Below are 12,401 nucleotides of genomic sequence, written 5' to 3'. Positions count from 1 at the left end.
GAATAAAAAGAAGAAAATAAAATGACAGCTGATACAGAGATCCTGAAGGTCGAGATTGAGGGCACCATCGCCACGCTGACGATGAACCGCCCGGCCAAACGCAATGCCATGTGCGACGCGCTTTTGGACGCGATCGACGCGTTCTTCTCTCACCCGCCCAAAGGTGTGCGCGTGGTGATCCTGACCGGGACGGCGGGGCATTATTGTTCTGGCCTTGATCTCTCCGAACATGTCGCGCGCGATGCCGAAGGCACGATGCGCCATTCGCGCAATTGGCACGGCGTCATGGACAAAATTCAATTCTCCGGCCTGCCGGTGATCTCCGCCATGTTTGGTGCGGTGATCGGGGGTGGGTTGGAACTGGCGGCCGCGACCCATGTGCGCATTGCTGAACCTTCGACAATGTTTCAACTGCCCGAAGGGATGCGCGGCATCTTTGTGGGCGGTGGCGCGAGCGTTCGGATCGGGCGCATTCTGGGTGCCGACCGGATGTGTGAGATGATGCTGACGGGCCGCAAATACAATGCGGCTGAGGGGCTTGACCTTGGGCTGGCGCATTATGCGGTGAATGAGGGCGAGGCGATGGATTTGGCCCGCAAACTGGCGGCCAAAATTGCCAAAAACGCCACCCTATCGAATTACATGATGATTCAGGCGATCAGCCGGATTTCCGACATGTCCAAATCCGATGGTCTGTTCATGGAAAGCATGTGCGCGGCGGTGTCGCAGACCAGTGAAGATGCCGGGGAGGGCCTGAAAGCCTTTCTCGAAAAACGCGCGCCGGTCTTTCGGTAACGCGCGGTGAGGGGCCTCGCGCGGAGGAACGCGGGGCCGCTGCAAAAGGATCAGGGCTCGGGCAAGGGGCCAGATGTCATCAATGGGAGGAACCAATATGACGACTATGACACGCCGGATGGCGATGACGACACTGGGGGCGGCTTTGGCCACACCCGCATTCCTGAAAAAGGCCCATGCCGCAGAGGTAACCCTGCGCGTGCACCATTTCCTGCCGGGCGTGGCCCCGATGCAGACGCGGTTTTTCGACGTCTGGGCCAAGGAAATCTCTGAAGCCTCGGGTGGCGCGATCGAGATGCAAATGTTCCCGTCGATGCAGCTTGGTGGCAAGCCGCCGCAGCTCGCCGATCAGGCGCGTCAGGGCATCTGTGACATCGCATGGACGCTGCCGGTCTATACGCCGGACCGTTTCCCGGTGGCCGAAACCATGGCGATGCCCTTTATGGTGACCAATGCCGAAAAGACATCGGTGGCGATGCACACGTTGATGGAAGAATTCGGTCAAAACGAGTACAAAGGCATGAAACCTTTGGCGTTCCACACCCATGATGGTGGCAAAATTCACACCCGTGGTCAGATCGTGTCCACCGCCGAAGACATCAAGGGGCTGAAACTGCGCGCGCCGAACCAGGCGACCGGCGAAATGCTGGCCTTGATGGGGGCGGAAACGGTGTTTTTCCCGGTGACCGAAATGGTTGTCGGGCTGTCAAACGGCGTGATTGATGGCTGTTGCCTGCCCTATGAGGTGGTGCCGGCGTTCAAATTGCAAGAACTGACCAAAGTGACCAATGAACCCGAAGCGGGCGGGCGCGGCATCTATGCCAACACCTTTGCCCTCGTGATGAACGAGCGCAAATATGAGGGCCTCTCCGATGATCTGCGCGCGGTGATCGACGCCCATTCCGGTGCCGATCTGTCCCGTCGTCTGGGCGCGCAATTCGATGAATTCGAGGCCTTTGGCAAATCCGTGGTGGAAAAACAGGGCAATGAGATTCACACCATTGCGGCTTCTGAAATCGACACATGGCGCGAGATGGCGACCCCGATTTATGACAAATGGATCGGCAAGCTCAATGACGCAGGCCATGATGGTGCGGCGATTGTGGCGCGGGCCAACGCCCTGTTGGACGCGGGTTGAGCCATGGCCGAGCGGCTCCCAACCGAGACGGAACAGGTGCCCCAAGGCCCAGTGTTCCTGATCCTGCAACGGATCTGCTTTGGGTCTGCGGGCGTGGGCGGGGCGGTGATTTTTGCCGCCTCGATCACGGTCGCGGCCTCGGTGATCATGCGCAATCTGGGCCTTGGCGGCATTCGTGGCGATTTCGAACTGGTCGAATTGGCCTGTGCCGCCTGTGCCTCGCTGTTTTTGCCCCTGTGCCAATTCAACAAAGGCCATGTCATGGTCGATCTTTTCACTCTTTGGCTCGCACCCAAAACCCAACGCCGCATGGACGGGGTTTGGACGTTGCTCTTCGCGTTCGGCTGGGCCTTTTTGGCGTGGCGTCTGTCGGTGGGGCTTGCTGAAATGCACGAGTATGGCGACCGCACCATGTTGTTGCGCGCGCCTGTTTGGTGGGTCTATCTGCCCGCCCTGTTCGGCACCGCGCTGTCGGCCGTCGTCGCGTTTTTGCAAAGCCTGCCGATGTTGAGCCACGCCTTTCGTGCCATGGAGGTACGCTGATGGACCCGCTGACAATCGCGATCATTATGGTCATTGTGCTGTTGATCCTGATCTTTGCTCGCATGCCGATCGCCTTGGCGATGGGGATGGTGGGGGCCGTGGGCTATATGGTGCTTGCCTCGCCCTATGCGCTCATGGCCTATTTCAACACCGCCTGGGTCGACAAATTCATGTCCTATGAGTTGGCCATCGTGCCGCTCTTTATCCTCATGGGCCACCTTGCGACCCGTTCTGGCATTTCCGCCTCGATCTTTGCCGCCTCCAATGCCTGGATCGGGCATTTGCGCGGCGGTTTGGCCATGGCTTCTGTGGCGGGCTGTGCGATGTTTGGGTCAATCTCTGGCTCGTCCTTGGCCACGGCTTCGACCATGGCGCGGGTGGCGTTGCCGGAGATGCGCAAAAATGGCTATTCCGGTGCTTTGGCCTCTGGGTCCTTGGCGGCGGGGGGCACGTTGGGCATCCTGATCCCGCCCTCCGTGGTGCTGATCATCTATGCGCTTCTGACCGAGCAAAACATCGTCAAACTGTTCTTGGCGGCGACCATTCCGGGCATTTTGGCGGTCATCGGGTTCTTTATCGCCATTGCGATCTACGTCCGTCTGTTCCCGAACGAAGGGCCGACCCATGCGCCCGCCGATATGAAAACCCGGTTCAAGGCACTGCGCGACATTTGGCATGTGGTGGCGATTTTTGTGGTGGTTTTGGGCGGCATTTATGGCGGCTTCTTTACCCCGGCCGAAGGCGCGTCCGTCGGCGTCGTCCTGATGCTGATCGCGGGTCTGTTCACCGGCGGGCTGACGTCAAAAACGATCCTCGATTGCCTGATCGACACCGCCGGATCGACCGCAATGATCTTTGCCATCGTTTACGGCGCGGACATCTTTAACGTTGCTTTGGCGCTCTCAAGGATGCCGTCTGATGTGGCTGCATTCTTCTCCGCCGCAGATGTGGCGCCCATCGTGGTGCTTTTGGGCATCATCGCCTTTTATCTGGTCATGGGCTGTTTGATGGACAGCCTGTCGATGATCCTTTTGACCGTGCCGGTGTTTTTCCCAACAATCATGGCGCTGGATTTCGGCCTCATGCCGGAACAACAAGCGATGTGGTTTGGCATCATCTCCTTGGTGGTGGTCGAAATGGGGCTGATCACGCCTCCGGTGGGGATGAACCTGTTCGTCATCTCGTCGATGGCCAAAGACATCCCGACCAGCCAGATTTTCCGGGGCACCACGCCCTTTATCATCGCCGAGTTCTTCCGGATCGCCATTCTGGTGAGCTTCCCGGTTCTGAGTTATTGGCTGGTCGATATCGTGGCCAATTGATCGGGAGAGAGACGTGAAAAAAGAGAGCACCGCCAAAGAGATCACCGACGAAAATCTGCGTCAGTTCGTGGGCTATAATATGAAACGCGCCTTTCTCAACGTGCGCGCGGATTTGGCCGACACGTTGGAGCCGCTCGGGCTGCGCATGACCTCGTTTTCGGCTTTGGCGGTGATCATTGAGAACCCCGACATCTCCCAAAGCCGCCTTGCCGAGGCGCTTCATATCGAACGTTCCGGTGTGGTGGTTTTGGTCGATGAATTGGAAAGCGCCGATTTGATTTCGCGCGGACGAGTTGCGGGGGACCGACGCCAACATGCCCTGCGCGTCACCCCGGAGGGGGCCGCGAAGTGGCAAGAGGCAGAGACCGCTGTCAATGCCCATGAGGCGACGATGTTTTCAAAGCTCACAGAGGCAGAAGTGTCTGTTCTCAAAGAGCTGTTGCGCCGGGTCAGACGCCCGGAGGCATGATCGGATACCGGCTCTTAAAAGGGCCAAGGGAGGAAATGATGAAAGACCAAATCACGGGGCTCACGCTGGTTGAGCATTCTGTTCGGCTGGAAAAACGGGATGATGCAGCCCTGATTTTGACCTCTGACGTGCCGCTCGACCCGGTCGTGGCGCACACCGGCGTGTGGTTGGAAAAATGGGCCGCCGAGACACCCGACACGGTGTTTTTGGCCGAACGTGACGGGGCAGGGTGGCGCGAGTTGGGCTATGGCGAGGTGTTTGCGCGCGTCAAAGCCATCGCCGCCTCGCTGGCCGCCCGCGGGTTGGGACAAGACACGCCGATCCTGATCATGTCCGGCAACTCGGTCGATCACGCTTTGCTCTCCTTTGGCGCGCAATGGGCCGGGGTGCCGACCGTGCCTTTGGCCGAACAATATTCGCTCATCGAAGAGGCTCATTTCCGGCTGCAATACGCGATCAAAAAGACCAGCCCCAAAATGGCCTTTGTCGATGACGCCGCCCGTTACGGCAAAGCCCTCGCCCTTGCGGATCTCGACGGGATCGAAATTGTCGCCTCCAACACCGAAGGCGCGCCGCGTCCGGTCACGGCCTTTGCCGATCTGCTCAAAGGCGAGGCTTCTGTCGATCTCGATGCGGTTCACGCCAAGGTCGGCCCAGAGACGCTGGCCAAAATCCTGTTCACTTCGGGTTCAAGCTCTGACCCCAAAGGCGTGATGACCACTCAGCGGATGATGTGCGCCAATCAGGCCCAAATGGCCTCGGTCCTGCCGTTCATGAAAGAGCGCCCGCAGCACATCGTTGATTGGCTGCCGTGGAACCATGTTTTTGGCGGCTCGCATAACGTCAATATGATGCTGATGCATGGCGGGTCTTTCTATATCGACAATGGCAAGCCCACCAAGGCATTGTTCCAACATACCATTGATAACGTGACGGAAAAATCCTGCACCGCCGCGTTCAACGTGCCCGTTGGCTTTGCCATGCTGGTGCATGAAATGGAGCACAACCAAGCCCTCAAAGAAGCCTATTTCAAAGACCTCGACATGCTGTTTTACGCCGGGGCCTCCCTGCCGCAAGATGTCTGGAGCCGTCTCGAAGAGATGGCCATCGAAGTGCGCGGCAAGCTGCCGTTGATGATCTCAAGCTGGGGCCTGACCGAGACCGCGCCCGCCAACGTCATGGTCCACGAACCCATCGGTCGTTCGGGCGTCATTGGCGTGGCTTTGCCGGGGGTTGAGGTCAAACTCATCCCGGACGCCGACATGCGCTGTGAAATCCGGGTCAAAGGCCCGAATGTCATGCCCGGCTATCTCAACGATCCCGACAAAACCGCCGAAGCCTTTGATGACGAGGGCTTTTTCATCACCGGCGATGCGGTCAAATTTCTCGACCCTGAGGATATGAACCGGGGGCTGGTGTTTGATGGCCGTGTGTCCGAAGATTTCAAACTTTTGACCGGCACATGGGTGCAGGCGGGCAAGCTGCGGCTTGATGCGTTGGAGGCACTGCGCGGGTTGGTGATGGATGTGGTCGTCTGCGGTCATGATCGCGGCGAAATCGGTCTGATGATCTTCCCGCGCCCGGATCACGTTCATGGCGAAAACACCTCTGAAGGGGCCGTCATTGATGAGCATCTTCAGGCCGAGATTCACCATGTGTTGCGCAAAATGGCTCGCGCCGCCTCCGGCTCCGCCAAACGCATTGCGCGAGCTATCATTGTGGCCGAACCGCCCTCGGTCAAAGACGGCGAAATCACCGACAAAGGGTCGCTCAACACCCGCAAAATCATCACCCGTCGTGCCGCGCTTTTGGAGCGGATGTACGACAATGAAGACCCCGCATTGATCCGGGTGTAAGGAACTGAACATGGTCGATTTTACCTCTGTCCGCGCGATTGATTTTCACACCCATGCCGAAGAGGCCTGTGGCTGTCATGATGACGATGGCTATGATGATCTTCAGGCCTCCATGGCGTCCTATTTTGGCGCGCCTTGGTCGCATCCGCCGACCATTGATCAAACCGCCGCGCATTACCGCGACATGAACATCGCGGCGGTGATTTTTCCGGTCGATGCCGAGCGCGAAACCGGCTACCGCCGTTACAACAATTACGAAGTGGCCGACGCCGCCGCCAAACATTCCGACATCCTTATCCCCTTCGCCTCGATTGATCCGGCCAAGGGCAAATTGGGCGCGCGTGAGGCGCGGGATTTGGTCGAAAATCACGGCATTCAGGGCTTTAAATTCCACCCGACAATGCAGGGGTTTTACCCCAATGATCGCAACGCCTACACGCTTTATGAAGCCATCGCTGAAAGCGGCAAACCGGCGCTGTTTCACACGGGTCAGACGGGCGTGGGCTCGGGGATGCCGGGCGGCAATGGGATGCGGCTAAAGTATTCAAATCCCATGTATATTGACGATGTGGCGGTGGATTTCCCCGACATGCCAATCATCCTCGCCCACCCGTCTTTTCCGTGGCAAGAAGAGGCGTTGTCGGTGGCAACCCACAAGCCCAATGTCTACATTGATTTGTCCGGCTGGTCGCCGAAATATTTCCCGCCGATCCTTGTGCGTTACGCCAACACGATGCTGAAGGAAAAGATGCTCTTTGGCTCGGACTGGCCGATGATTGCGCCGGAAAAATGGTTGGCGGCGTTTGAGAAGGCCGAGTTCCGCGACGAGGTCCGCCCACTGATTTTGAAAGAGAATGCGATGCGGCTTTTGGGGGTGACTGCATGACCCCGTTTCAGGCTCCATTGGAGGATATTCTCTTTTGTTTGAAAGAGGTTGCAGGCGCAGATCGTTTGCCCGATTGGGATCATGAGTTGGCCGAGGGCATCCTGTCACATTTCGCCAGTTTCGCCGAGGGCGTGATCGCGCCATTGGATGAGCCGGGCGACGCGCAGGGCTGTGCCTTGGTGGAGGGTCGCGTCACCCTGCCGGACGGGTTCAAAGGCGCCTTTGCTCAACTCGCTGACGGCGGCTGGCAAGGTCTCACAGCCCCCGAAGCGTTCGGCGGTATGGCGCAAAACGCGGTGATCGCGGCGGGCGTATCCGAGATGTTTTCGGGCGCAAACCACGCGCTGCAAATGGTCTGCAACCTCGTGCCCGGTGCCATTTCGACGCTGATGAAATTCGGCTCAGAGGCGCAGCAACAAAATTGGATTCCGCGTCTGGTGTCAGGTGAAGTGCTCTCCACCATGTGCCTGACCGAACCGGGGGCGGGCTCCGATCTCTCTCGTATCCGCACCAAAGCCACCCGTGAGGGCGATTTTTGGCGGATCGAGGGGGAGAAAATTTTTATCTCCGGTGGCGACCAGGACATGTCGGAGGGGATTTTGCACCTCGTTTTGGCTCGCACCGGCGCGCCGGACGAGGGGATCAAAGGCCTGTCGCTGTTCCTCTGTGGCTCTGACATCGACGGCGCGCGCAATGCGGTCACCGTCACCCGGATCGAGGAAAAACTCGGCCTTCATGCCTCGCCTACCTGCCAACTGGCCTTTGATGGCGCGCGTGCCGAATTGATCGGCCCAGAGGGCGGCGGGTTGATGGCGATGTTTACCATGATGAACCACGCCCGTCTGGATGTGGCGCTGCAAGGCGTCGCCCACGCCAGCCGTGCCCATCAGATCGCGGCAACCTACGCCGGTGAGCGCAAACAGGGCCGCAAGCCGGACGGCACAGAAGCGGTTTTGACCGATCACCCGGACGTGCGCCGGATGCTCGACACCCAGAGATCACTGGCACTTGGTGCGCGCGCCATGGCCTATCTGACCATGGTGGAATTGGCCTTGGGCGAAAATCGCGCGTTGGTCGATTTCCTCACGCCGATCTGCAAAGTGTTCTGTACCGAGGCCGGGATTATGTCGGCGGATTTGGGCATGCAAGTGCTGGGCGGCTATGGCTACCTGACGGAATATCGCGTGTCTCAGACTTGGCGCGATGTCCGCATCACTTCGATCTATGAGGGCGCGAATGGCATTCATGCCATCTCTACTGCCACGCGGGGGCTGCGTGCGCCTGAGGGGCCGAACGCTTTTGCCGCCTTGGTCGAAACCCTTGCGGGCGGGGATGCGGCGTGTTTGGCGCTCTTGTCCGATTGGCAAGAGGCGCGAGAGACGATACCCCATGAGACCCTCGAAAAATCCCATGATTTCATGCTCTTGACCTCTGAACTTTTGTTTCAGGCGGTCTGGTGCAAACTTGCGGCCACGGGGGATGCGGAGTTGATCCGCCTGTCCAAACGCGTGGCGCGCCGTCCTTTGCCCGTGCGGCTGCCTTTGGCCGCTTAACCGGCTTCTCCCGCGACCCGGGTGCGATATGTGGTGGGGGTTTCCCCCATGCGCGCCCGGAAGCGGCGGGAGAAATACGGCGGGTCAGAATAGCCCAAACGGTAGCCAACTTCGGCCACGGACAGCCGCGTGAAGGCCAAGAGGCGGCAGGCCTCGGTCATCACGGTTGTTTCCAAAAATTGCGACAGGCTCGCTCCGGTCTGATGTTTGACGATCCGGTTCAAATGCCCCGTGGTCATATGCAGCGCGGTTGCAAATTCGCTCGGCCCCCAACCCTCAGTCAAGTGATCGGAAATCAGCGCCTCAAGCCGTTGCATTTGCTGGGTCGGAGCGTGATTTGGCGGCGCGCCGTCATCACTTTCCTCGGCCAGTGTCACAAGGAGGGCGTTTGAGAGGGCAATCAAGCGCTGTGTACGAAATGTACCAGAAACCGCATAGGAATGTGCAATCGCATTGAGCAATTGCGTGGCCGCCGTGCCCAATGGGCCGTGATGGGACGTGTTCAGCCACGCGGTAAGGGCCGGAGTGCGCGGCCCCACGCGTTGCACCACAGGCGAGGGGAGGGACAGGACCAAACCTTCGGTGCCTTTCTGAAAGGCAAACCCATGCACGATTTTTGTCGGAACATATAGGAATTCGCCGTTTTTAAGGGTTTTCTCTTCGCCATCCAAGGTCGCGCGGGCGTGACCCTGTTCGATATGGAAAATCTGGGTCATTTGATGGTGGCGGTGCGGCGAGATCACCCAATCATGCAATCCCGCCCGGTCAAACACCCGCTCGCAATGCACCACATCGGGAAAGGCGCTGGTTTCGCCAAACAGGTTGAAGGCCGGGATGATGTTTGTGTCACTCATGCCTGAATAATACCATTCATTGCCGACCCCGTCCATTCTGATGACGTGTGGTTCTCTCTAAACTTATCGATAAGAAAAGGGAGAAACGCATATGAAAACCCAAGTCGCCATTATCGGCGGAGGCCCGTCTGGCCTTTTACTGTCACACCTGTTGAACAAAGCGGGCGTCGAGACCGTGGTGCTCGAACGCTCCAGCCGCGCGCATGTGCTCTCGCGCATCCGTGCGGGCATTTTGGAATGGGGCACGGTCGAGCTTTTGAACGAGGCGGGCGTCGGCGCGCGCATGGAGAAAGAGGGCATTCCGCATGATGGCTGTTACCTCACTGACGACGAGTTGATGGTCCATATCGACTTTAAGGAACTGACCGGAAAACAGGTCATGGTCTATGGTCAGACCGAGGTCACCACCGACCTTTACAATGCCCAAGACGCCATCGGCACCACCGTGATCCACGGCGTCGAAGATGTGTCGATTCACGATCTTGACCAAGCCACATCCTATGTCGAATTCACCCATGACGGCGCGCGCAAGCGGCTTGAGTGCCTCTATGTGGCGGGCTGCGATGGCTTTCACGGGGTGTCGCGCAAAACCATCCCCGAGGAAAAACGCCGCGAGTTTGAACGCGTCTATCCCTTTGGGTGGCTTGGGATTTTGTCCGAAACCCCGCCGGTCCATGACGAGTTGATTTATTCCAATTCGCGCCACGGCTTTGCGCTCGCCTCGATGCGCAACGAAAATCTGGTGCGCTATTATGTGCAGGTGCCGCTGTCGGATAAGGTCGAAGATTGGTCGGATCAGCGGTTTTGGGACGCGTTTTCCCGCCGTATTCCCTCTGACGCCGCCGCACGTCTGATCACCGGCCCGTCGATTGAAAAATCCATTGCGCCGCTGCGCAGTTTCGTGGCCGAACCTTTGCGTTGGGGCAATATGTTCCTTGTTGGGGATGCTGCACATATCGTGCCACCGACCGGGGCGAAAGGGCTTAATCTTGCGGCTTCGGATGTCTATTACTTGTACAAAGCCCTCATTGACGCGGTGAAGGGCGGTTCAAAGACTGGCATCGACGAATACTCTGCCCGCGCCTTGGAGCGGATTTGGAAAGCCATGCGCTTTAGCTGGCAAATGACCACGATGTTGCATCGGTTTGACGGTGAAGATGCCTTTGCCGAACAAATGCGCAAAGCGACGTTGACGCATCTTGCAACCTCGGAAACCGCGCGGCGTGATTTGGCGGAAAACTACATCGGCTTGCCGTTTTAAGGCGTTCCGATCCGCTCAATATTTTTGATCAATGTGATGGCCATGGCGAGCGCCCGCCCCGTGGCCATCATCATTTGTGGCAGGACCATCCATTCAAGCGACCACGCCGCGCCCGAGCGGTCTTGTTCATGGATCATGGCGTGATGCATGGCTGAGACCTGCGTGGCGTTGAACCGTGCAAGGGTGACGAGGAGTTCTGCCGCGACCGGGTTTTGTTTATGTGGCATGGCCGACGAACCACCGCTGCCGGAAAGGGAAATCTCTTCAATACCTTGTTGCGACATAAGGGCGATGTCTTGGCCGATTTTACCAAGGCTTCCGGTGATGAGAGAAAGGAAAGAGGCATAGCCTGCGAGGCCATGCCGCATGCTGTGCCATGCCTTGTCTGTGGGCGCGAGGCCAAGGATTTTCGCGACCTCAGAGACGACCAGATCGGCCTGATCCCCAAGTGCTTTACGGTCGCCTGAGGCGCCGCCGATTTGCACTTTTTCAACATTTTCACGGCTTTGATCGAGCGTTTTGAGGTGATCCGCAAGCGGCAATCGCCAGGTCAAAACCCGATCCCGAACGCTGATCTCCGTGGCCGCTTGCATCCGGGTGCGACCCATCAACGGCGCATCGCCAAACCGGTCTTCCAACGCTTTCAAATAGGTTTCCAACGCCATCAAACGCCCCGCAATCAAAAATGACGCTTCGCGCAGGGTGAGCACCAATGCGGTGTCGACCACATCCTGTGAGGTCGCGCCTTTGTGTAACGCGGCGGCAGGGGCTGTGGCTTTGAGCTGAGCAATCAAGCGCGGAATGGGCACGCCGTCTTGCGCCATGCCTTTGGCAATATCGGCAAAGTCGATTGTGGCGCGTTCAATCGCGCGCGCGGCCTCTTCCGCCAGCGTCGGATCAAATATGCCCGCTGCGCCACAGGCGCGCGACCATGCGGCTTCGAATGTCAACATATGCGCCATCTGCCGCTCAGGCGACAGGATCGCGGCCATCTCAGGATCGCCAAAAAGGCCGGACAGCCACGGGTGATCAAAAACAGAGCTGCTCATCGAATTGTCCTTGTTTATGGCGAAAGGGGCGGTGGTTGCCGCCCCTTATAGTTTGATTTGTACAAAAGTTACAGGTCGAGAAACACCGTCTCACCTGCGCCCTGAAGGCGGATGTCAAAGCGATAGATGCCGTCGGCGGTCTTTTTTGCGATCAAAGTTTCAACGCGCGGGCGCTGTTCGATCCGGTTCAAAAGCGGGTCATTGGCATTGTCCTCATCCTCGAAATAAATTCGGGTGTTGAGGCCAATGTTGATCCCACGCGCCACCACCCAAAGGGAGATATGCGGCGCGCTTATGACGCCACCTCGGCCCATGTAAGACCCGGGTTTCACGGTGCGCAGCGTAAATTCGCCAGTGTCTGCATCGGCGGCAAAACGGCAATGGCCAGTGAAAGCCGGGTCTGCACCCTCAGCGCCAGGAAACACGCCAGCGGCATCGCATTGCCAGGACTCAATGAGAGCGTCGCGCATTGCCCAGCCGGTGCCATCAAACACCGATCCGACGATTTCAATTACGTCACCTTTGGCTTTGCTCTCGTCCACAAAAGGCGTCGTTGCGATCTCTTCGTCGTAATAGCCGCCATTGCCCGCGTAGGTCGGCATCAACCCGATATGGACATAGGGGCCCGCTGTTTGAGACGCGGTTTCAATCAATGTGTCAAGTTTCTGGACCATC

12 protein-coding genes are annotated in these 12,401 nt (G+C 58.3%); 9 read left to right on the top strand and 3 right to left on the bottom strand.

From position 1 onward, the window contains the following. Positions 1-21 precede the first annotated feature (21 nt). From BLT54_RS03980 to BLT54_RS03945, 8 genes are all read left to right on the top strand, one after another. Positions 22-795, top strand: coding sequence for a crotonase/enoyl-CoA hydratase family protein (locus BLT54_RS03980; RefSeq protein ID WP_074641224.1), 774 nt, complete (start codon positions 22-24; stop codon positions 793-795). 97 nt (positions 796-892) lie between these two features. Beyond that, positions 893-1,933 (top strand): TRAP transporter substrate-binding protein, encoded by a 1,041-nt coding sequence (locus BLT54_RS03975; protein WP_245707942.1) that lies wholly within the window; start codon positions 893-895, stop codon positions 1,931-1,933. A gap of 3 nt (positions 1,934-1,936) precedes the next feature. Continuing rightward, positions 1,937-2,476 (top strand): TRAP transporter small permease, encoded by a 540-nt coding sequence (locus BLT54_RS03970; protein ID WP_074641219.1) that lies wholly within the window; start codon positions 1,937-1,939, stop codon positions 2,474-2,476. Continuing rightward, positions 2,476-3,798 (top strand): TRAP transporter large permease, encoded by a 1,323-nt coding sequence (locus BLT54_RS03965; protein ID WP_074641217.1) that lies wholly within the window; start codon positions 2,476-2,478, stop codon positions 3,796-3,798. Before BLT54_RS03970 ends, BLT54_RS03965 begins: the two co-directional genes overlap by 1 nt. A gap of 13 nt (positions 3,799-3,811) precedes the next feature. Then, complete coding sequence (locus tag BLT54_RS03960; protein ID WP_074641215.1) at positions 3,812-4,267, top strand: MarR family winged helix-turn-helix transcriptional regulator; 456 nt, start codon at positions 3,812-3,814, stop codon at positions 4,265-4,267. 38 nt (positions 4,268-4,305) lie between these two features. Continuing rightward, positions 4,306-6,123 carry a feruloyl-CoA synthase gene (locus tag BLT54_RS03955; RefSeq protein WP_143026729.1) on the top strand — a complete coding sequence of 606 codons (1,818 nt, stop codon included), beginning with the start codon at positions 4,306-4,308 and terminating at the stop codon, positions 6,121-6,123. A 10-nt stretch (positions 6,124-6,133) separates the two neighbouring features. After that, complete coding sequence (locus tag BLT54_RS03950; protein ID WP_074641211.1) at positions 6,134-7,009, top strand: amidohydrolase family protein; 876 nt, start codon at positions 6,134-6,136, stop codon at positions 7,007-7,009. Then, complete coding sequence (locus BLT54_RS03945; RefSeq protein WP_074641209.1) at positions 7,006-8,562, top strand: acyl-CoA dehydrogenase family protein; 1,557 nt, start codon at positions 7,006-7,008, stop codon at positions 8,560-8,562. The genes BLT54_RS03950 and BLT54_RS03945 overlap by 4 nt, the downstream gene beginning before the upstream one ends. On the opposite strand, the gene BLT54_RS03940 is transcribed toward BLT54_RS03945, so the two are convergent. Next, positions 8,559-9,416 (bottom strand): helix-turn-helix domain-containing protein, encoded by an 858-nt coding sequence (locus tag BLT54_RS03940; RefSeq protein WP_074641521.1) that lies wholly within the window; start codon positions 9,414-9,416, stop codon positions 8,559-8,561. The genes BLT54_RS03945 and BLT54_RS03940 overlap by 4 nt on opposite strands. A gap of 91 nt (positions 9,417-9,507) precedes the next feature. Here BLT54_RS03940 and pobA point away from each other — a divergent pair, with 91 nt between their 5' ends. After that, positions 9,508-10,677 (top strand): 4-hydroxybenzoate 3-monooxygenase, encoded by a 1,170-nt coding sequence (gene pobA / locus BLT54_RS03935; RefSeq protein WP_074641208.1) that lies wholly within the window; start codon positions 9,508-9,510, stop codon positions 10,675-10,677. On the opposite strand, the gene BLT54_RS03930 is transcribed toward pobA, so the two are convergent. After that, positions 10,674-11,726 carry a 3-carboxy-cis,cis-muconate cycloisomerase gene (locus BLT54_RS03930; protein ID WP_074641206.1) on the bottom strand — a complete coding sequence of 351 codons (1,053 nt, stop codon included), beginning with the start codon at positions 11,724-11,726 and terminating at the stop codon, positions 10,674-10,676. The two genes, pobA and BLT54_RS03930, sit on opposite strands and share 4 nt — an antisense overlap. Before the next feature lie 68 nt (positions 11,727-11,794). Beyond that, positions 11,795-12,400, bottom strand: a complete 606-nt coding sequence (gene pcaG / locus BLT54_RS03925; RefSeq protein ID WP_074641204.1) for a protocatechuate 3,4-dioxygenase subunit alpha — start codon at positions 12,398-12,400, stop codon at positions 11,795-11,797. Position 12,401: the final 1 nt, after the last annotated feature.

It is taken from the genome of Celeribacter baekdonensis (assembly GCF_900102315.1).
Taxonomy (GTDB): domain Bacteria; phylum Pseudomonadota; class Alphaproteobacteria; order Rhodobacterales; family Rhodobacteraceae; genus Celeribacter; species Celeribacter baekdonensis.
Note: the sequence above shows the minus strand (reverse complement) of the source record. Positions and strands in the feature narration are given on the sequence as shown.

Coding starts and splice junctions, on each gene's coding strand:
- BLT54_RS03980 (WP_074641224.1), top strand. CDS start 22: ATGACAGCTGATACAGAGATCCTGAAGGTCGAGATTGAGGGCACCATC.
- BLT54_RS03975 (WP_245707942.1), top strand. CDS start 893: ATGACGACTATGACACGCCGGATGGCGATGACGACACTGGGGGCGGCT.
- BLT54_RS03970 (WP_074641219.1), top strand. CDS start 1,937: ATGGCCGAGCGGCTCCCAACCGAGACGGAACAGGTGCCCCAAGGCCCA.
- BLT54_RS03965 (WP_074641217.1), top strand. CDS start 2,476: ATGGACCCGCTGACAATCGCGATCATTATGGTCATTGTGCTGTTGATC.
- BLT54_RS03955 (WP_143026729.1), top strand. CDS start 4,306: ATGAAAGACCAAATCACGGGGCTCACGCTGGTTGAGCATTCTGTTCGG.
- BLT54_RS03950 (WP_074641211.1), top strand. CDS start 6,134: ATGGTCGATTTTACCTCTGTCCGCGCGATTGATTTTCACACCCATGCC.
- BLT54_RS03945 (WP_074641209.1), top strand. CDS start 7,006: ATGACCCCGTTTCAGGCTCCATTGGAGGATATTCTCTTTTGTTTGAAA.
- BLT54_RS03940 (WP_074641521.1), bottom strand. CDS start 9,416: ATGAGTGACACAAACATCATCCCGGCCTTCAACCTGTTTGGCGAAACC.
- pobA (WP_074641208.1), top strand. CDS start 9,508: ATGAAAACCCAAGTCGCCATTATCGGCGGAGGCCCGTCTGGCCTTTTA.
- BLT54_RS03930 (WP_074641206.1), bottom strand. CDS start 11,726: ATGAGCAGCTCTGTTTTTGATCACCCGTGGCTGTCCGGCCTTTTTGGC.
- pcaG (WP_074641204.1), bottom strand. CDS start 12,400: ATGGTCCAGAAACTTGACACATTGATTGAAACCGCGTCTCAAACAGCG.